The organism is Agarivorans sp. QJM3NY_29 (assembly GCF_050870835.2).
Classification (GTDB): Bacteria; Pseudomonadota; Gammaproteobacteria; order Enterobacterales; family Celerinatantimonadaceae; genus Agarivorans.
This window is the reverse complement of sequence record NZ_CP194036.2, coordinates 4,509,373-4,528,607: the sequence shown is the minus strand read 5'-3', so window position 1 is coordinate 4,528,607 and position 19,235 is coordinate 4,509,373. Positions and strand designations below refer to the sequence as shown.

At 40.7% G+C, this 19,235-nt stretch carries 19 protein-coding genes and 1 pseudogene; 13 read left to right on the top strand and 7 right to left on the bottom strand.

The window, feature by feature from the left end:
- The gene (locus tag ACRRS0_RS20615; protein WP_432455729.1) at positions 1-1,101 is read right to left on the bottom strand and encodes an ISAs1 family transposase; all 1,101 of its coding nucleotides are present in this window, start codon (positions 1,099-1,101) and stop codon (positions 1-3) included.
- Between the two features lie 286 nt (positions 1,102-1,387).
- On the opposite strand from ACRRS0_RS20615, the gene ACRRS0_RS20610 reads away from it, so the two are divergent.
- The 3 genes from ACRRS0_RS20610 (at position 1,388) to ACRRS0_RS20600 (ending at position 3,423) form a co-directional block, all read left to right on the top strand.
- Positions 1,388-2,185, top strand: a complete 798-nt coding sequence (locus tag ACRRS0_RS20610; RefSeq protein ID WP_432455730.1) for an MBL fold metallo-hydrolase — start codon at positions 1,388-1,390, stop codon at positions 2,183-2,185.
- A gap of 99 nt (positions 2,186-2,284) precedes the next feature.
- A complete protein-coding gene (locus ACRRS0_RS20605; RefSeq protein ID WP_432455731.1) occupies positions 2,285-2,806 on the top strand; it encodes a MarR family winged helix-turn-helix transcriptional regulator in 522 nt (173 codons plus the stop codon).
- A gap of 50 nt (positions 2,807-2,856) precedes the next feature.
- Positions 2,857-3,423, top strand: a complete 567-nt coding sequence (locus tag ACRRS0_RS20600) for a class I SAM-dependent methyltransferase (protein ID WP_432455732.1) — start codon at positions 2,857-2,859, stop codon at positions 3,421-3,423.
- A 146-nt stretch (positions 3,424-3,569) separates the two neighbouring features.
- Here ACRRS0_RS20600 and ACRRS0_RS20595 read toward each other — a convergent pair whose 3' ends face one another.
- Together ACRRS0_RS20595 and ACRRS0_RS20590 are read right to left on the bottom strand one after the other, a co-directional pair.
- Positions 3,570-4,130 (bottom strand): hypothetical protein, encoded by a 561-nt coding sequence (locus tag ACRRS0_RS20595; protein ID WP_432455733.1) that lies wholly within the window; start codon positions 4,128-4,130, stop codon positions 3,570-3,572.
- An 8-nt stretch (positions 4,131-4,138) separates the two neighbouring features.
- Positions 4,139-5,026, bottom strand: coding sequence for a hypothetical protein (locus ACRRS0_RS20590; RefSeq protein ID WP_432455734.1), 888 nt, complete (start codon positions 5,024-5,026; stop codon positions 4,139-4,141).
- 155 nt (positions 5,027-5,181) lie between these two features.
- Between ACRRS0_RS20590 and ACRRS0_RS20585 the strand changes: the two genes are divergently transcribed.
- From ACRRS0_RS20585 to ACRRS0_RS20560, 6 genes are all read left to right on the top strand, one after another.
- On the top strand, positions 5,182-5,538 hold the full coding sequence (locus tag ACRRS0_RS20585; protein ID WP_432455735.1) for a hypothetical protein: 357 nt from the start codon (positions 5,182-5,184) through the stop codon (positions 5,536-5,538).
- 30 nt (positions 5,539-5,568) lie between these two features.
- The gene (locus tag ACRRS0_RS20580; RefSeq protein ID WP_432455736.1) at positions 5,569-5,703 is read left to right on the top strand and encodes a hypothetical protein; all 135 of its coding nucleotides are present in this window, start codon (positions 5,569-5,571) and stop codon (positions 5,701-5,703) included.
- A 409-nt stretch (positions 5,704-6,112) separates the two neighbouring features.
- Complete coding sequence (locus ACRRS0_RS20575; protein WP_432455737.1) at positions 6,113-7,018, top strand: bifunctional helix-turn-helix transcriptional regulator/GNAT family N-acetyltransferase; 906 nt, start codon at positions 6,113-6,115, stop codon at positions 7,016-7,018.
- Between the two features lie 486 nt (positions 7,019-7,504).
- Positions 7,505-8,866, top strand: coding sequence for a hypothetical protein (locus tag ACRRS0_RS20570; protein WP_432455738.1), 1,362 nt, complete (start codon positions 7,505-7,507; stop codon positions 8,864-8,866).
- A gap of 4 nt (positions 8,867-8,870) precedes the next feature.
- Positions 8,871-9,335, top strand: coding sequence for a hypothetical protein (locus ACRRS0_RS20565; RefSeq protein WP_432455739.1), 465 nt, complete (start codon positions 8,871-8,873; stop codon positions 9,333-9,335).
- A 414-nt stretch (positions 9,336-9,749) separates the two neighbouring features.
- Positions 9,750-9,965 carry a transposase gene (locus ACRRS0_RS20560; RefSeq protein ID WP_432455740.1) on the top strand — a complete coding sequence of 72 codons (216 nt, stop codon included), beginning with the start codon at positions 9,750-9,752 and terminating at the stop codon, positions 9,963-9,965.
- 340 nt (positions 9,966-10,305) lie between these two features.
- On the opposite strand, the gene lysA is transcribed toward ACRRS0_RS20560, so the two are convergent.
- Positions 10,306-11,574: a diaminopimelate decarboxylase gene (gene lysA / locus ACRRS0_RS20555; protein WP_432455741.1), complete on the bottom strand. Its 1,269-nt coding sequence runs from the start codon at positions 11,572-11,574 to the stop codon at positions 10,306-10,308.
- Positions 11,575-11,759: 185 nt separating this feature from the next.
- Between lysA and ACRRS0_RS20550 the strand changes: the two genes are divergently transcribed.
- Together ACRRS0_RS20550 and ACRRS0_RS20545 are read left to right on the top strand one after the other, a co-directional pair.
- The gene (locus ACRRS0_RS20550) at positions 11,760-12,179 is read left to right on the top strand and encodes an Lrp/AsnC family transcriptional regulator (protein ID WP_432455742.1); all 420 of its coding nucleotides are present in this window, start codon (positions 11,760-11,762) and stop codon (positions 12,177-12,179) included.
- Between the two features lie 447 nt (positions 12,180-12,626).
- Positions 12,627-13,711, top strand: a protein-coding gene (locus ACRRS0_RS20545) for an IS3 family transposase (protein ID WP_432451743.1) whose coding sequence is annotated in 2 segments (ribosomal slippage) — positions 12,627-12,876 and positions 12,876-13,711 — 1,086 coding nt in all. Because the reading frame shifts where the segments join, the coding sequence is not laid out codon by codon here.
- A gap of 305 nt (positions 13,712-14,016) precedes the next feature.
- Here the strand turns inward: ACRRS0_RS20545 and ACRRS0_RS20540 are convergent.
- Complete coding sequence (locus tag ACRRS0_RS20540; protein ID WP_432455743.1) at positions 14,017-14,526, bottom strand: DUF4844 domain-containing protein; 510 nt, start codon at positions 14,524-14,526, stop codon at positions 14,017-14,019.
- A 148-nt stretch (positions 14,527-14,674) separates the two neighbouring features.
- On the opposite strand from ACRRS0_RS20540, the pseudogene ACRRS0_RS20535 reads away from it, so the two are divergent.
- Positions 14,675-15,869 (top strand): annotated as a pseudogene (locus tag ACRRS0_RS20535) (IS4 family transposase).
- A gap of 56 nt (positions 15,870-15,925) precedes the next feature.
- Here the strand turns inward: ACRRS0_RS20535 and ACRRS0_RS20530 are convergent.
- Positions 15,926-16,324, bottom strand: a complete 399-nt coding sequence (locus ACRRS0_RS20530; protein WP_432455744.1) for a hypothetical protein — start codon at positions 16,322-16,324, stop codon at positions 15,926-15,928.
- A gap of 422 nt (positions 16,325-16,746) precedes the next feature.
- Positions 16,747-18,138: a DHA2 family efflux MFS transporter permease subunit gene (locus ACRRS0_RS20525; RefSeq protein WP_432455745.1), complete on the bottom strand. Its 1,392-nt coding sequence runs from the start codon at positions 18,136-18,138 to the stop codon at positions 16,747-16,749.
- 135 nt (positions 18,139-18,273) lie between these two features.
- Between ACRRS0_RS20525 and ACRRS0_RS20520 the strand changes: the two genes are divergently transcribed.
- On the top strand, positions 18,274-19,203 hold the full coding sequence (locus ACRRS0_RS20520; protein WP_432455746.1) for a LysR family transcriptional regulator: 930 nt from the start codon (positions 18,274-18,276) through the stop codon (positions 19,201-19,203).
- Positions 19,204-19,235 lie beyond the last annotated feature (32 nt).

Sequence of the window (19,235 nt, the reverse complement as noted above, 5' to 3'; positions counted from 1 at the left end):
TTATAACCCAAAGAAGACTCGTGCCCGATAATCGTCGCTCCATCCCGCTTTTTTCAACTTCACTTTGTGACTTGGCGCTCCACAATCGCATTGTTTGAGCATGTTCATCACAAAACGTCTAAATAGAGCTATGTTTTCCACCGCTCCGTCTAAAGTAATGCGAGAGTTATCCTCTTTAAAAACAACATCTAATACGTAATGCTGGCTGTTTTCAATTCGCCAATGCTGACGAATATAGTGGCCTAACAATTTGTGATTCGGTGACATTGAGCTTATGTAATACGAGGTATCTACAGTGCCTGTCCCATTTATCACGCGGTGACGTTCCACTGCTATGATACTTCTTACCGTTGGCCATTTCTTTGCTAACTCTTCGGGCAACTTGGCCTTTAGTTGAAAGACGTATCGCTCTTCGCTACGACCATGGTGTTTTTCTTTAATTTCAGTGACGACCTTCTCTTTACCAGCATCAAAGACGGCTTGAAACTGCTCAACAACAGCCGCTCTCAACTTTGGTTGGTTGTTTTTTACTTGAACGACAACATGAGCCTTCTTTTCTGCGATTTTCTCTAGTGTATCGCGCTGACAATGTAGAGCATCAACGGTGACAACACTGCCTTTTACGTTAATAACATCAAGCATTTGGCGCACAACGCTAATCTCGCCGTTCTTGTTCGCTGTCGGTTTCTGACTCAGAACGAGACCACGTTCAGTATCATAGGCTGTAACCAATTGTAATGCTGTTTTCTTGTTATTTCGGTACGAGCCACGCAGTACTTTTCCGTCAAATGCGATGATGGCTCTGTTTTGACTCGTTCGCTGCTCGTTAATCCACAGAGCTAATGCCTCAAGCAAAGACTCCGCGACAACAGAACGCAAAATGCGTGCAATCGTGTGTCGTCTTGGGATCCCGTGTTCAAATGGTCTATATTTCCTCAGCCAGCCCAACTTCTCTTCACCATAATATTCAATGTCTTGCCAGCCTTCACATCCTGATGCGATAGCACTGATAACAAGGAAAATTACGTCAATAAGGTCATGCTTTTGATTGATGTCAGATCGAGTATCCTCGACGACTGATAAATGTTCAATTATGTTCAAAATAACTATGTAGCTTAGGGTTTAGAGGTATTAGATCATATCTGTTAACAAAGTGCGATCCCGCCCTAGCCTGAACTGTCAGTAGTGTTTTCTTGGAGTTATTGCCATGCCTCGGTTAAGACCGTCGCTTTTGGGAAGGCCGCTTTAAATCGTAAGCATTACTCGATGAAGCAGCACTTGCTAGTTAGAATGTCTGTCAAAATACTCCTAATTAAGCGGTCGTTGTCTATTGGGCTAGTATTGTATAATTTGGCATACTTGTTATGTATAAGAGTAAAAAATAAGAATGAAAATCCACCACTTGAGAAGCGCAACTTTTGTCATTGAGTCTGGTGAATATCATATATTGGTTGATCCTATGCTCGGTGAAAAAGGTTCATTGCCGCCATTTTCGGTATTCCGATTCAAAGCCCAAAACAATCCAACCGTAGATTTACCTTCAAATGCCAAGATTATTCTAAAGAAAGTAACTCATGCATTAATCACTCATAGTCAAACGTTCGGTTTTAAGCCACTGCAACACGTTGATCATTTAGATCGAAAAGGTGAGGATTTCTTAGTCGAGAAATCGGTTCCTGTAACCACGATTAATAAAGATAAAGCTTATTTGGAAAAGTATGGAATGACGGTATCTAATGGCTTGTTGCCTTGGCAGCCTACGGCATATTTAGGCGGGGAAATTACGGCAATTCCCGCTCAACACGGGCATGGTTGGGTTAATAAAGTAATGGCTAACGGTTGTGGCTTTTTCCTAGCACTACCTAATGAACCAAGCATTTATATTAGTGGCGATACGGTCTTAACCGCAGATGTCAAAAAAGCCTTGAGAGATCTGAAACCAGATATCACCGTGGTTGCGGCTGGTCAGGCTCAAATGGATGTTGGTCAGCCACTGTTGATGTCGAAGGATGAAGTTCTGGAGTTTATTCGTTTATCACCTAGTAAAGTTATCGCAAACCATATGGAAGCATTAAATCACTGCTCAATAGATAGAAATGTACTGAGACATACCCTAGATTTTGAAGGGCTAACTGACAAGGTGATCATCCCAGAAGATGGAGCAACGCTGACGGTTAAGGTTTAAGTATCAGAATGCATTTAAATTGGACCTGTTTGAGTTATTACATTAGCTGGTGTGACGGTGAGGAAAACTAAAGCATCCATCTTAGCGAATAGGTTTAAAGTGGCTGAATCGCAAATTTTATTTGAATCAAGCGTTAAGTTGCTATACGCTCAGGGTATGAACAAAGAATCAATGTTATTTTTAAATGGTAAGTTTCAGTCTTTAATGAAGCTTGCTCAGCAGATGGAAAAGGCGCCAAGAAAGTTTGGTACCGACGAAATACTTTCGAACTCAGAGATCCACTTAATAGAGATTATCGGTGATCATCGGGACTTAAGTGTCACAGACATTGCTAACGCATTGGGGATAACAAAAGGCGCGGTTTCTCAAGCTCTAAAAAAACTGGAGAAGAAAGGTTTTACCGAGAAAAGCCCTGCTCCAGACAATCTTTCGAGAGCCATTGTTCGATTAACGAGTAAAGGGGAAATTGCTTTTGTTGCTCATAAAGAGTGGCATGAAAAGATGGATGGCGGGTTTGCTAACTACATACAAGAATTAGGTCAAGAGGATATTAAAGTGATTTCTGAGTTTCTCGAAAGAACGGAAGATTTCCTCATTCGCAGGGTTAACTCTCCGGAGTAACCCTTTTTTTAAGTAATGTGTATACCAACTAAACACTTAAAGGAAAAAAGATGAACTTGTTAAGAAATGAGCTACATATTTGTAATCACAGGCACTCTTTTGCACTCGATAATGTGGCTCGCCGCTTATTTCAATCACCCAAAAAGATAACATCAGATTATATTCGACCAGGGAATACTGTTATAGATATTGGGTGTGGCCCAGGTTTTTTTACAATTCCAATGGCGGAACTCGTTGGAGAGACTGGTCAAGTTATTGCGGTGGATCTACAACCTCAAATGCTCGCTAAACTAAAGAAAAAGCTGGATGGCTCTATTTTGAATGAACGTGTTGAACTGCATCAGTGTGAACCATCAAGTCTGGCACTTAAATCTGAAGTTAAAGCGGATTTTGTTCTAGCTTATTACATGGTTCATGAGGTTCCCAACCAGAGAAGTCTCTTTGAAGAGGTAGCCAATACACTTAGCGATGATGGCCAATTTCTAATAGTAGAGCCATTTTTTCATGTCAAAAAGTCAGCTTTTATGCAATATCTATCGATTGCGGAAGATGTAGGTTTGAAGGCAATTGAGTCTCCTCGAAAAAAGGGCGGGATGAGTGTGTTACTCACGAAATAGATGAATTTGAAGGAGGCTTGGTTTAGAGCATCACTTTGCCAGCGTGGTTGGGGCTGGGCATTCACTAGAGCGCTATAAGCGTGGGCACAATCAACAACGAATTAAAGGCATGGCAGCTGCCAAGCGCTGGCTGTCTCGATAATTTGTTAGTAATTCGTTAGCGCTTTTTCCAGTTTACGTTTAGAGAGCAGTTTAGCTATTTTTTCGGGTTCTTCAGGGTAACCATATCTAGCCAGTTTACCTACCTCTGGGTCGTTACATAGCTCAAAGTCTTTTACCCATGCATCAATACTTACGGAACTGATTAATAAGGTAAATGGTGGACAAGCTTGATAACCTTCTTCTTCAGCTCGAGATTCTAGACGGGATTTTTCTAGTGACTGGCCAGGGAAAATAAATAGGAAACCAATAATCACGACTATAGTAAGAACTTTTACTGATTGGTGCTTAGCATTTAGACTTTCGTTTGAACGTTTTAGGCAAATATATTGCCAAAGCATAAACAGTGCTCCTGATAAAGTAACGATAGAGCTACCAATAAAACCGCTGTATTTAGCATCGAGATAAATTACTTGGTAATTATGTATGACTTGATGATTAAAAAAATTGAGCATGTTGGTGCTGAAAAGCATAACGATAGATATGAGACAAATTGCGAAACAAAATAATGAACTAGTTAATGCTGTTCGAGGGGAGTGCTTTATCATTGTTTATCCTAAAAGAATTTATAAGCAGAATAATTCATTTCATTTATAGTTTTCATAGTATTTATTTTTTGTTCCAAATGTTGTATATCTTTTTCGGCTGACGCTTCGACAGCTTGATTGAGGCTGGCCGTTATTTTTTCTTTAATTTGAAGTCTATTCTCAGTTGCGTTTAAAGTACTTTGCACAATGAATACGACCGCTAGACCAATTGCAATTGGAATAATGACCACTTGGGTTGATATGAATGCCGCTCCGATTAAAACACCTGCACAAGCAGCTATCGATGCTTTTAGTACGTCAGATGAGACATCCACGATCCAGTTCGTCATTACATAATCTTTTTGGAGAACGAGCTCCAAAGTGTGATGTGATACCGAAAATAAGATGGTTAATAGTACTCCCCCACGAGCTGATGCTTTTAGTCCTTGCAGACCGATACCCAAGGTTAGTATTTTTGTATTAGTAGATAAGTAGCGGGTGCCCTTAATCACCGTTCTTAGTTTGTGATTGCCTTTAAAGCTGATGTAGCTCTTAGCGCCATTTTTAGTGATTTCGTATTTACCTAATATGCTACCACCTCGACGCAGATCTAAGGCCAAAATACCCATAGTCTTCATATCAATAATTTGTCCACCAAATTGGTTCACTAAGTTTGTTGAGGATACGAATAAATTTTGAGCTAGTTTAGGTAAACCTAAAGCTTCCAATTGTTGACTTATTGCACTTTGAGAAAATCCTCGGCTCTTTTGTTTAGCGACCCATAGTGAGAAAAGCTCTGGTCCATGAAGTATGTACAAATCAATTTCACTCATTTCTAAGGTTTTCAATTTTGTTAGACATTTATCTCTAGTTTGCTTTTTGCGTAGTGATAAGCACTGAAATTTATTTTTAACCATGGAACTTACTCTTTCTTAATATTGATAAAATTATAGTTAGTGGCTGTGGCAAAGTAAATAACAGAGAGAATAAAAGACATCCATCCCAATTGATCCAACTGGTATTTAGTCATTGGTTACCTAAACTATCAATAGTGGTTCTTGGAGTTATTGCAATGCCTCGGTCAGGACTGTCGCTTTGGGAAGGCTGCTTTAAATCTCAAGCGCTTTTAGATGAAGCCGCCCTTGCCGCATGTATGGTCTATGTGGATTTAAACCCGGTTCGCTCAAATATGGCGAGCACGCCTGAAACCTCGGACCACACCAGTATCAAACAGCGCATTCAGCAAGCCAAACAAGGTCAGCAACCCAAGCCGCTAATACCTTTTGTCGGTAACCCCAGAGAAACCATGCCCAAAGGTTTACCCTTTGAGCTACAAGATTATCTGCAATTGGTAGAGCTCACCGACCGCGTCATCAGAGAAGATAAACGCGGTTATATCGATAATGCACACGCGCCTATTCTGCAATGACTACAAATCGATGAGGAAAGCTGGTTAGCTTTGAGCGCTGGTTTAGAGCATCACTTTGCCAGCGTGGTGGGCGCCGGTCACTCGCTAGAGTGTTACAAACACCAACATAAGCAACAGCGGATTAAAGGTATGGGAGCTGCCAAGCGCTGGCTGGATGTAGGTTAATAAACTACGGCTTCATGTATTCTCGACTGAGTAGGTATTTAGCGTATCTCGAATCACTAAGTCTTTCGCCCTCATGAATCGCTTCGCATTGACTAAAGCCCCAATATTTAGCGTTTTTAAGAACAAGTTGGCTCTTCAACGTTGATTTGAGCTGATGACATCGACGGATGCTCATTGGATAGTTAGCATGGCTGTCTAAATACTCTTCAAAGCACTCATTTCATGCTTTATGCAAGAAATGCATAGCAGTTTTAAAGTGGCTGTCCCGATAATTTTTCCCTTCAATCCGAGTTAGTTGAGCCAAAAATTTTAATTGATTAGCAATATGCTCATTACCAAATCTATATTGACAAAATCACATAGCGGCCCTAATATGATTGCGATGCGCAACTATATTGAGGTGTTAGTAATGAACGTCAACCAACTAAGACACTATTCTCGTCACGCCGTACGCTTATTAGGCATGCTAGATAAACAGTGTGGCGATGTCCCTCTTACTCCAGTTCAAGCCCATGCGCTGGGAGAAATAGGGTTAACTCAAATCACCATAAGTCAACTTGCTGAAAATCTGAATGTCAATAAGTCAAACGCTAGTCGTACAGTATCAGCACTTATTAAGCTTAATTTAGTAAAATGTTTAGATAATCCTAGAGATAAACGTAGTCATCTAATTGATATAACAGAGCAAGGTAGCCAAGCGCTCTTACAATTAGATCGACAGCAAAATGCATTTTTCGAGCAATTGTTATTTTCTTTAGATAAACAAGAACAACAGCAAGTGAAATTAGGTTTTGAAATTTACCTCAAAGGACTGACGAGAATATGCGGGTTAAATAATTTTGTCATACGCCCCCTCTGTAAAGCAGATAATTCAGAAGTCGCAGAGTTGATTCGAAATGTGTCCGAGGAATATGGCCTTACCGCCGACAAAGGTTATAGTGTCTCTGACCCAACTCTAGATGATTTATATTCAGTGTACGACCAAGAGGGCGCTTCATACTGGGTAATTGAACATAATAACAAAATCGTTGGTGGTGGGGGATTTTCACCACTGTCCGGCGAAAAATATGTCTGTGAGTTGCAAAAAATGTACTTTTTACCACAAACACGAGGACACGGTTTAGCTAAGAAACTTGTCGCACTGATCCTTAAACAAGCGAGAGAGCAAGGTTATCAAGAGTGTTATTTGGAGACGACCGAATGCTTAAAAGAGGCTATTAAATTGTATGAAAAACTAGGTTTTGAATACTTAGATGGTCCACGAGGGACTACTGGACATGATGCATGTGAAGTAATCATGCAAAAAATAATATAAGTGTTATTGAACTGCTTCTATTCCCAAAAGAGCCAATGCATAAATTTTCGTCTTAACTACATGAAGCTAATTTATCATGTCAAAATCGCCATGCTCAGAAATATCCTAACTCTATCAAAATGCTACCTGTTTAAACGGCGGCATTGGTAAGGCCTAACAATCCTAGACATTTACTAGATTCTCGAAAGATTGTTGCTTCCATCCATAAATTGAAATTGTTCAGAAGCGTGTTATAGCGAAACACGCTTTTGCCCAATACGTGTTTCAACACCTAAACAAGCCAAACTAAATTTCGTATTTTCAGCAAATTTTTCTCATCACTAGCGATAAGCTTAATGAGTATTCCAACAATCTATATTGACTCTCTTGTTACTAGCCTGATAGCATCACATTATTATTGAGTCTATAGTCAATTTTTATCAGGTAAGCAAGCAAGGAACCGCATGTTTAAGGCAGTAAAATCGATGGCGTATTTGGGGGGCTATCATGCACCCAAACGCTAATCCTTTCGAGGGATCTAAGTTTAACCGAACGCTGTTAGTTGATGCTTTTGGTCAGTCTTATATGTTTCTACCAAGGCTTGCAGCCCACACGGAAAACCAAGGGGAGCAGGTTAATCACTGCATCGATATTTATTGGGCGCAGTCCTTACTACAAAAGCATAGCCCTATGTGGGGTTATCAGTTCAACTTAAACAAACTTTACTTTCAAGTGTCTGGCGATTACATGGCTAGCCACAAAAGTGAGCAGCAAAAAATTGACTGGCTAAGTAATGGTATTGTGAGCGGAGAGGTTAAGGTGCTCAAAGGGGCAAACTTTGCGCCGCCACCGCCCTCTAGTATGGAAGGTAGTATTCCGGTTGCCACCTTGTCCGAAAAAGTCGTTACTCGAAAAACGCCTACTCTAGAACCGTTAGGTCAAGGTGGCAGAAACGAGCAGCAAATTGCTGGGCCAGCCGGTACAAAGGAAATTAAACAGGCGAAATCGGATCAGCCCAGAGGTACACAAGCTAAGTCCCCCGATGATGGAAAGGTCAGGTCTTTTTCCGAAGCAGAAAAACGCTTGGAAAAGGCTCGGGGAGATATTAAAAAACGTATGGATGCTGGTGAGCCCGCTTACAAGCCTAAGTATAGTGATGATGAGCTAGTAAAAATGGCGAATTCAGGAGCAACGGCTAATGATCGGTTCTTAGTTAGTATTCAGCCAAAGAATAGAGCGTCTGACGCTCCGTTATCATATCAGCGAGAAAGCGGATTAGTACCTACTTGGACGACCTCTTTTGACCAACTCGAAGCTGCCGATTCAGACCCTGAATTAATCTATAAAGTACTTGGTAACGGCTCATGGTATGACCCCAATAAAGATTATGTAATGCATATTATTGATCGAGGTGAACATCTAGATCTCTTTGGTCAAAATACAGTGGTACCAACATGGGAGAATATGGAGGGCGTTGTTACCAACCATGTGGAAGGTCATGATAAAGATGTACTTTTAAGTACAATGAATTCGGATTATCAAGCTGAGTATGCAGATAAAATGAAAGGATTCTGGGAAGTCGGTGGCAAGGAGTTTAACCCTAAGCAAATTAATGAATACGCTTCAAGTATGCCACCTGATGAGGCTGATAAATTTTTAGCTCGGCATGAAGTAAGAACGGAAATAGGGGTAAACGCAGAGTTTACAGGAAATGGATTAACTGCAAATACAGCGAATGGAGGAGGAAGCTTTGGTGTTGTAGAAACTTTAAGTATAGAGAAAGACTTACCTTCTTTGACTGAACTACAGTCTTCTAAATCAGGTAGTTCCCCCATAGTAAAATCTGTCAATCTAAGCCCAATCGAGTAAGTTTATGATGAAAAAAATACCGATATTAGACCCTTTATACCTCCCTAAAAATTCTAGGGTTTTATTCGAAATAGATTACCCTATGTTTGAAAATGAAACACACAAACTTATACAGTATGAAGACTACATAGTCTTCTGGTCGAAATATAAAAGCCTTTTCACCAAAGAGAATAAAATATCTCAAATAGAGTTTCCTTTTGAATCAATAGCTTGGTTCACTAAGACTATAGAGAACAATTACTGGGGAAATGAAGGAGATAAAAGTTCTAATTCAGAGAACAGAATGTTTAGCGGTGAGAGTATAGGTATTAGCTCAATGATGCACTGCTGTTCAGAAAACTTACCAGGCTATAACTTTTGGAATAAATCAAGGGTTGATCACGTATCAAATCGATCACCACAAAGTTGGTTAATACCTCGATATATGCTTAAAGAAGGGCTTTTAGAGAAATTAAAGCGTATTTCCTGAATACAGTTAATTCTATTAGGATTATTACTTGGTAGTGTTTAGAAATCTGTGTCATTTCAGTAGTATATAAAACAGGAATGACATATGACCAAAGACTTCGATCTAGAGCAAGCCTTTAAAGCTCTTCAGTCAGGGCAAGACCTGACAGGCAAAGATAGCTCTCATCAAACAGATCACTGAAGCGGCTTTAAAAGCTGAGCTTCAGCAGCATCTTGAACAGCTTTAAAGTGGCTGTGCCGATAATTTTACTGTTTTTGAACGCATTCATAACAAATCACAGCATGCTGAGGAGGCGTCTAAAGAGAGCCGGAAACCGTTGCTTAAGTTGATTGGTGCTGAGCATAAAAGCAACCACAAGGCATCAACTTCTCACTAGTAGATTACCTTGAACTTGTTGATTGGACAGGGCGAATAATGCGCCCAGATAAGCGCGGAGCGATACCTGTGCAAGTGCCAGCTTTGCTTCATTCACTTGGATTAGATAACGAAACATGGCTCCGTTTAGCTAATGATTTTGGTAAAACCTATCACGGTGCGGTTGGCTCCCTCGAAGAGCTGGCGTTATTTGCAGAGCATACCGGAACACCTTGGATTTCAGGGAAAAATCACTTACGACGAATGTACCACTAAAGCTAACAGTTCAAAGCATTTTAGCTACTATATTAGTGACTTGCTAATATTTTTCATACCTAAAAGTCACTGCTGGTAGTGAAATGTTTTCCTCTAAGTAAACCCTTCGCAGATTTAGTGATTGAATCGTTTTTTTCCCATTTTTTACTGTGTCATTTCGTTTTTTTGATGCAAAGTGGTTTATTAAAGTTTGGATGTCCGCATTCGCGCATTTGACGATGGCTATAATTCAATTTTGCTCTTTCAAATTAAAGCGAGAGCAAGAAAGGTCAATATCGTAATGTATTGTTTTAGAATATCTTGCGCCTTTCTTGTATAACAAAGGCGCATCAAGTAAAGCTTATGACAACAGTTGATAGGGCTGTGTTTCAAACTGCAGTAAATCTTGTTGTTTTATTGCTGTGCGAATACAGCTGGCTTCTTTTCCATTAACCAATACCTCGCTAATAATATTGCGGCTGTTATAGCTGTTGCTCATTACCGCGCAATAGGCGCCAGCATATAAAAAACAAACCAATTCACCGGGTGTTAATAATGCTGGTAATTTAGCCTTTTTCTCAAAAGTATCAGTACTTTCACAGACAGGCCCGACGACATCATACTGTTGCTCTCCCTGTTTTTGTGCAACGGTAATAATCGGATGAATCGCTTGGTATAAAGCGGGACGCATCAAATCATTCATTGCAGCTTCAAGGATCACAAAAGGACGCGGCTCTGCGTGTTTGATATACGTGATCGGCGTGATGAGCAGACCCGCATCGGCAATAATTGAGCGTCCAGGTTCAATATAGATTTTCCCTTTCCAGTGTTTTAATTTCTCCATTATGACATCTGAAAACTGGGTAAAAGTTAATGATTTTTCCTGTCCGTAACTAATGCCAAACCCTCCCCCTAAATCAATATTATTTAATATAAATCCTTCTGTTTTAAACATCTCAATGTGCAACAGTAATTTATCGATTGCAGCAAGGTATGGTGTTGTTTGCTGAATTTGTGAACCAATATGCATGGCTAGCCCTTGGATCTTCACTTGGGTGTTTTTTGCACTGTGTAACATCTTTAAAACCTGATCTAAGCGCACTCCAAATTTATTACCTTTAGCGCCAGTGGTGATGTTTTTATGCGTGGATATCGACACTTCTGGATTGACTCGAATCATGGCATTAACCGTGTGATTGGCGTCAGCAGCTAGCTGAATTAATAACTCAAGTTCCTCTGCCGACTCGATATTAAACTGCCCCACACCCTGCTGCATTGCTTGTTGTATTTCCGATGATGTTTTACCAACACCTGAAAATATAATTTGTTGTGATGAAAATCCGGCTAATAACGCCCGTTGCATCTCCCCTATAGAAACAATATCTGCCGATAAATTTTGTGCGGCAACGATCTTTAAAATAGATAAGTTGCTGTTTGCTTTAAGGGCGTAATGAATATGAAAACGTGGGTCAGAAAACGCTGTTTGGCATTGTTTAATATTATCTACAATGGCGCGTTGTGAATAACAATAAAAGGGCGTACCTATTTTCTCGGCAAGTTTTTGTATTGAAACGTTTTCAAAAAAAAGTGTTTGCTGTTGATAGCTTAACTGCTGGGTTAAATTAACCATATTTCTCTCCTGTAAATAGTCGCTATTAGGCTAACGTGGCAAAAGAGAAAAAGTAGCTACTAAATTATCTAAAAGAGGTGATAGATTGTCGTTTTTAGCGTGATTTTATCAAATTTAATGTCGCTATAACGCCTTTTGTTTTACAGTATCAATGAGGGTGGTGTAATGAAATAATAGGTGAAAAGATGGACAAATTTGATCAGAAAATTGTGAATTTATTAGCAGAGAATTCACGTCGCTCGATTGCTAGTATCGGAGAGAAAATTGGTTTGTCACGTACGGCGGTTAATGATCGCGTACAACGATTGCATCAAAGTGGAGAGATTGAGGCTTTTACCCTCAAGCTAAAATCGCCAGACAATAAAAACCTGATATCAGTCTACTTTCAGCTCACCTTTCGTCCTTTTATTCTCAATGCAATTATGACCCAGCTCAATAATATTCCAGAGATAAAACAAGCCCATAGTTTAACCGGGGATACGGATTTAATACTTTATATCCAAGCTGGCTCGATGGGCAGAGTGAATGATATTCGAGAACAACTCAGTCAACTCGATAGTCTTGACAAGTTACAAACGTTCACCGCATTACAAAAAATTATTTAATTTCAAGGGCTGCTAACGAGAACCTCTTTTTAATCTTGATTTCATTTAATAATCAACATCATTAATTAGTTGATTTTATTAAGATAAAAGTATGGGTATCCCACTTTGGGTTATTGGCAACGGGGTAAAAGCTTTCGCCTACGGCGACGTCATTAAGCTTCAACGAGCAAAGCTTAGCTAAGCAAAAAGAAAGCTCGCCCTGCATCTTCTTAAACCCTGCGTTGCTCATTCTCAAGGGTGTTGAAGTAAACACTACGCTCAAACAGACTTCAACTTTGCTTCCTTGTTCATTTGCGCGACTCGGCGAAGATGATGGGATTTAAAAGCGGTAATCTTGGCTAGCGAGAGTGTGAAAGATTTTTGTTTTTAGAATGGGGGTAATCCCCCCGAAAATTAATCCCATGCAAAAGTAGAATTTTCTCGTATAGTAAATACAGGAGATTCAACATGAAAAAGTCACGTTACACGGACAGTCAGATCTTATCTATTCTCAAGCAGGCTGAGGCTGGTACACCTGTTCCTGAGCTCTGTCGTGAGCATGGAATGAGCAACGCAACCTTTTACAAGTGGCGTTCGAAATACGGCGGTATGGACGCATCCCTTATGGCGCGGATGAAAGAACTCGAAGATGAAAATCGACGGCTTAAAAAGATGTATGCGGAAGAACGCCTTAAAGCAGAGGTGATCTCAGAGGCGATGGCAAAAAAGTGGTGAAGCCCTGTGAGCGTCGATTGATGGCTCAGCGTTCGGTGGCGAACTATCACATCAGCATTAAAAGTGCATGCTATTGGTTTGGGATCAGCGAGACCTGCTATCGCTATAAATCGAAGCTTCAACCTGAGAATGAGTTGATAGCTCAGGAGTTAGTAACGCTGTGCAACAGTGAAGACTGCTCTGACTGGGGCTTTGGCCTGTGTTTTCACCATTTGCGGAACGTTAAAGGGTATACATGGAACCATAAGCGGGTTTATCGGATCTACTGCGAATTGGCTCTAAACTTACGTATTAGGCCAAAACGACGCCTGAATCGCCATACGCCAGAGCCTCTTAAAGAGCCGATTAAAACAAACCAAGTTTGGTCCGTGGACTTTATGCATGATCAGCTATCTGATGGCCGGAAGTACCGTTTATTCAATGTGATAGATGATTACAAACGTGAAGGTCTGGCGTCAGAACCTGATTTTTCAATGCCCACAGTACGAGTCACTCGGATCTTAGAGCAGCTCATCGAACAACGAACCAAACCTGTTGCGATCCGCTGCGACAATGGTCCTGAGTTCATTAGCCATGCGTTTATTAAATGGGCCAACAACCACGACATTCGAATCGATTATATTCAGCCAGGAAACCCACAACAAAACGCCTATATAGAAAGGTTCAACCGTACTATGAGGTTTGGCTTAGTGAGTAAGTATTTGTTTGACACACTTGAAGATGTTCAAGATCGGGCGACCCAATGGTTATGGTTCTACAATCATCAACGACCACACCTTGCAAATGGAGGGTTCCCACCACTAAAAACGGCAGCATGAATTCTACGAATAAATGCGGTTAATAATGGGAGGATTACCATTTAAGCAGACGGCTTTTTTTAGATAAAAAGTCCCAATGCCGTTCTATTGTGTAATGGTTGGGACATGGTGAAGGCCTGAATCTGAAAATCAATGAAGAGCCTGTGCTGCTCACTCGTTCTATATCCGACCGGACTTAGGAACGGTGGCGCAAAAAACAGAAACCATCACTGGAATACAAAGGAGCTAATCGGCCGTTGTATTTTAAACATTTTCAGGAAACGCCCTGTGCGGAGCCGCATGCAGGGTGTTGTGGGGGCTGGAGGTTAGATACCTCCGGCTACCCGATTAGGCATGCTTGAAAACCAACCAAATGGTAAGCCATACCGCCAAACATTAAGCAATTCATTAGATGAATCTATTTTCAAAATGACCATTATTTCCTCCATATAATTTAGAATCATATCCTGATCTTCTGAATCAAACTCAGAGCAATGCTTGAGAAATTTTTTAAAGCTCAATAAAACAAATGATTTATTTGGATTAGTTAATAGCCCTACTTCAAGTGTCTTAGACAAAATATTAACAATCTGTTCTAGTTGCAATCGGGAGGCTTCATCCACTGCACCTGGATAATCGTATTTCTGTTCTTCACCGAATTTATACTTAATTCGGAAATGCTCTAATTCCGCTAAAGTATCTTTAGTTACAATTAACTCCTGATCGGGAATAGATGTGGGCCAAATATAGAAGAAAGCACCAGTAACAGCGCCTGTTATAGTCAGTGCTATAAATAGCACAATAGAAATGAAGAAATAGATTACAACTTTAAACACGATACTTCCTTGTATGCCTAACGCCAACTTCTAGGGAATCCCCTCATAATTCCTCGGAAATTCAATATAGTAGACGCGCACCCCGTTGTTTGATCTAATTAATTTCGCCAAAAACCTTTCCTATCAAACCTGCACGGAGGCAGTCAGGATGCGCGAAATTCAAATTCTACACCAAATGCTTATTGAGCTGTGCCCCAATATTCACAAAAAACGCCTTAACTCTCTAATGGTTATGGTTGCCACTACATCACTATTAGATGACGACAAATTGTCTCTCACTGAACTCGGGCGCAATATAACCAGCAGGGTTTCACCTAAACACTGCATTAAACGTATGGACCGCTTGCTAGGTAACCACCATTTAAATAGTGAGCGTTTAGCGATATACCAATGGCATGCTCGGCAGATTTGCGGGGCTAATCCCATGCCTGTGGTCTTGGCCGATTGGGCTGATGTGCGTGAGCAATGACGCATGATGACCTTGCGTGCATCTATCTCAATAAAAGGCCGCTCTATTACTTTGTATGAACGCACCTTCGAGTTCAAAGATTACAATGCACCTCGTCGTCATCATCAGTTCTTATCTGAGCTAGCCAGCGTGCTACCCAAAGGCTGCACACCGCTCATAGTGACGGATGCGGGTTATCGCATTTAGAGAAGTAGCCTCTTACGGCTGGTATTGGTTGGGTAGGTTGCGGGGAGAAGTCTGCTATCAGCTCAATGAACAATGGGAGCTCACCAAAACACTTTATGCTTCAGCAAACAATAAAGCGCGCTATATAGGAGCAGTGCAATTAGCGCGAAAGAAACCCATGCCCTGTCACTTATATGTATTTAAATCTAAGGATAAACACCGTAAAGATAAACGCTCTCGTCGCTCAAGTAATAACCATTCAGCCAAGGTTCTTTATCACCGCTCTGCCAAAGAACCTTGGGTACTCACCACTAACTTACCGCCCGAACTCTTTAATGCGATACAAGTGACGAAGTTATATGCCAAACGGATGCAAATAGAAGAAACCTTTCGAGACTTAAAAAGCCCACAATACGGTTTTGGTTTACGCCACAGTCGCTCACGATGGCCACGCCGGTATGACGTACTGCTGCTGATAGCTTTACTGGCTGACATTATTTTGTGGTGCTTAGGTTTAGTGGCTCAGCAAGTGGGTTGGCAGCGACACTTTCAGGCCAATACCATTCGTGAACGGGCGGTTTTATCTGTTGTAAGGTTAGGAAAAGAAGTACGGCGAAGACCTGAGTACGTTATCACAGAGCAGCGAATACGCTGGGCAATTAACGAGTTTCGCTGGTTGAGTCACTCTGCGGGACTCAAAGATTTATGAGGGGATCCTCCAGCACCCGAACAAGGTGTCGGCTGCGCGACACCTATTTTTATTTGTTATATTTTTACTTCACCAATATATACAACACTATCATCAGGGTTAACATAATTAACTTTATATTTTCCCGACAGAAGCTTGCTAACTATTATTGATTGGTCTTTATTCTGGCTACCACTGCTAGCTAAACATGTTTGAATTGTAATATTAATCTCGAAATTAGAAACATTAGCGATAACTTTTTTAAACGCAATACCTGAATTCTGTAGCCACTTACCACCTGTAAATGTAATAGGGATCTGAGTCAAACTCTTAGTTTTCTTAAACTCACCAAAGTTTATTTTGCCTACATAATCGATAGATACATTCTCAGTAGTAAATAGGCCAGTGAAAAATCCACATGAATAAGAGTTAGCTGAAAACAAGAAGAGAAAGAGATAAAGGCTAATAATTTTCACCGAGGTATCCTAAAAACATAACGCCGCAATCTAGCGAATCCCCTCATAATCTCTTGAGAATTCATATAAGTAGACGCGCATCCCGTTGTTTGATCTAATTAATTTCGCCAAAAACCTTTCCTATCAAACCTGCACGGAGGCAGTCAGGATGCGCGAAATTCAAATTCTACACCAAATGCTTATTGAGCTGTGCCCGAGTATTCACAAAAAACGCCTTAACTCTCTAATGGTTGCCACTACATCACTCTTGGATTCACGAATGGGTAGGGTTAGGATAAAAATGGATACAAAGAGTCGAGCTAACTCACTTTTAGACAGAACCTTTTTAATGTTTCTACTTAATTTAGTAAAACGTGAATTACTATAATTATGAAAAACTCTTTTTACTCCTTGGACTAGTTTCCCTGCAACTACACTTTGTTTTATTTTTTAATTCTACCAATACTGAATAAAATAGCTAAAAATACTGCACCAATAGCAAACCACAACCCTAGGTGTACACTATTGCCAGAGGAGGAAAGAGAATCTGACTGAGATAGCATGATGCCAATAATCGCAGTACCAAGGCATTGACCAAAGGTTCTCATCATCGCCAGTACTCCTGAAGCATAACTGCTAAAATTAGCCTCAACATTAGCCATCATTTCGCGGTTATTCGGACTTTGAAAGAAGCCAAAACCAACACCACAAATTAAACTCCTCCAGGCAATATCTAACACTGATGGTGTTTGTGGGAGGCCAATTAATAAAAGTAATCCAATACCAAAAATGACAAGTCCGAACGTCGAAATCATAGCGGGATGTTTTTTATCAGCCAGCCTCCCTGCATGAGGCGCAGAAAAAACAATACCTACCGGCCATGGAAGGAAAAGCAACGCAGATGTGAGCGGGCTATAGCCATAAACACTCTCATATAAAAATGGCAGTGCAATAAAAGTCATCCCCTGTGCGATAAACGAAATGAACGATGTCATCGCAGATAAAGAAAAACGCTGATTTGAAAATATTTCTAGCGGCAATAAAGGCGCAACAGCCTTGCGCTGACGATAAACAAATGCCACCCCACTCACTAGCGCAGTTACCGCATAAATTAATGCTTGTTGCTCGTTATAACCGATTGCATGTTTAGAAAACGAGTTCGCACACAAAATAGTGCTACCCAGCATGATGACAGAAAACAATGCGCCTGTTTTATCTAAAGGACGAGTATCAAGCTCTGCGGGCTTAGGCAGAAATTGTTTCGAAAAAATTACCGCTGCAATACCCAATGGAACGTTAATCATAAACAGCCACGACCAGTTTAACGTAACCAAAAAAGCACCACTGATTAATGGTGCGACTGCGGTACATGTAGCAATTAATAATGCGTTAATCCCTAAAGTCCGTCCAAGTAATCGGGTAGGAAAAATCGTTCTAAGGAGTGCCGGAGCGATACTGAGCGTGGCCGCCCCCCCAATCCCCTGAATAAAACGCATCACAACCAGCTCAGATAATGAAGAAGAGAGAGCACACCCCACAGACGACAGACTAAAAAGGATCAATCCACCAATAAACTGTTTACGAAAACCGATGCGAGTCGCCAGTGCCGAAAAAATAGCCAGAGACATCGCCACAGCAAGTAGGTAACCATTAGCAATCCAAACTGCGTCTGAAGCACTAACACCTAATGATGTTGACATCTGTGGCAATGCTATATTGATCATCGAGCCATCAAAGACATTCATCGTAGTCGTGAGCATGACGGCTAACATCGCAAATAATCGTTCTTTACCTGGCAACCCGTCATCACCAGCTTGAGTTATAAATAGTGCCATATATTTCCACCTCTTTTCTTTGAACGATTACAGTCTAAATTGTTATCATATGAGGCGGAAGACGCACCAATTTCACTATATAGTTGCATCAAACGCCATATCATTTAGATGCAACAAAAAATTCAGGGGAAAACGATGACAATACCTGATATGAGCTTGCTGGCTGCACTGGACGTTTTACTCACGGAGAAAAGTGTCACAGGCGCCGCTAATCAGTTATCTTTAAGCACCTCAGCGATGAGCCGAACATTAGCACGATTACGTTTAATCACCGGCGATCAACTATTGGTTCGTGCCGGACGAAAAATGGTATTGACCCCTTATGCTGAGTCTATTAAAGAGCGAACAAGACATACCGTGCTTGAAGCGATAAATATCCTTCAGCCAAATATTCAACCTGAAGATTTGCCGACACTCGAACGTACTTTTAGCATTCGTGCCAACGACGGGTTTATTGAAATTTTTGCATCAAAAATCATTGCTCACATTGCGAAACATGCACCGAAAGTACGTTTACGATTTATGCCTAAACAACAAAAAAGTTCTAAGGCTCTTAGAGAAGGGAAAGTCGATTTAGAAATTGGAGTAGTCAAAAATATGGGGCCTGAAATCCGTATCAAAGCCTTGTTTTACGATCACTTCGTTAGTATCGTCAGAAAAGGACACCCACTTGATCAATGTAAAAAAGTAACGGCTCAACAATACTGTCAATTTAGTCATATTATCGCGTCTCGAAGAGGCGACTTTTCAGGGCCTGTTGATGAAGAACTCAAAGCACAAGGCGTCAGTCGACACATCGCTGCGACTGTACCCAATTTTCCTGCTGCACTTGAGATAGCTAGACATTCAGATTTAATCGCATTAGTTCCAGCTTCATTTTTGCTGAATGAATCAATAAATTCTAACAAATCTCACTTATGGGCATTTGAACTTCCAGTTCACACTGATGAAATTGCCATTTCGATGATGTGGCACCCTCGACTCCAAGAAGATACCTCTCACATATGGTTTAGAGAACAAATAGAAAAAGTCTGTCAGGAAGCTATGGAAAAGCATCGATGTTAAACAAGTGAATGAATAATTAAAGTCAAGTAATA

Coding starts and splice junctions, on each gene's coding strand:
- ACRRS0_RS20610 (WP_432455730.1), top strand. CDS start 1,388: ATGAAAATCCACCACTTGAGAAGCGCAACTTTTGTCATTGAGTCTGGT.
- ACRRS0_RS20570 (WP_432455738.1), top strand. CDS start 7,505: ATGCACCCAAACGCTAATCCTTTCGAGGGATCTAAGTTTAACCGAACG.
- ACRRS0_RS20565 (WP_432455739.1), top strand. CDS start 8,871: ATGATGAAAAAAATACCGATATTAGACCCTTTATACCTCCCTAAAAAT.
- ACRRS0_RS20520 (WP_432455746.1), top strand. CDS start 18,274: ATGACAATACCTGATATGAGCTTGCTGGCTGCACTGGACGTTTTACTC.
- ACRRS0_RS20600 (WP_432455732.1), top strand. CDS start 2,857: ATGAACTTGTTAAGAAATGAGCTACATATTTGTAATCACAGGCACTCT.
- ACRRS0_RS20590 (WP_432455734.1), bottom strand. CDS start 5,026: ATGGTTAAAAATAAATTTCAGTGCTTATCACTACGCAAAAAGCAAACT.
- ACRRS0_RS20550 (WP_432455742.1), top strand. CDS start 11,760: ATGGACAAATTTGATCAGAAAATTGTGAATTTATTAGCAGAGAATTCA.
- ACRRS0_RS20585 (WP_432455735.1), top strand. CDS start 5,182: ATGCCTCGGTCAGGACTGTCGCTTTGGGAAGGCTGCTTTAAATCTCAA.
- ACRRS0_RS20575 (WP_432455737.1), top strand. CDS start 6,113: ATGAACGTCAACCAACTAAGACACTATTCTCGTCACGCCGTACGCTTA.
- ACRRS0_RS20595 (WP_432455733.1), bottom strand. CDS start 4,130: ATGATAAAGCACTCCCCTCGAACAGCATTAACTAGTTCATTATTTTGT.
- ACRRS0_RS20525 (WP_432455745.1), bottom strand. CDS start 18,138: ATGGCACTATTTATAACTCAAGCTGGTGATGACGGGTTGCCAGGTAAA.
- ACRRS0_RS20560 (WP_432455740.1), top strand. CDS start 9,750: ATGCGCCCAGATAAGCGCGGAGCGATACCTGTGCAAGTGCCAGCTTTG.
- lysA (WP_432455741.1), bottom strand. CDS start 11,574: ATGGTTAATTTAACCCAGCAGTTAAGCTATCAACAGCAAACACTTTTT.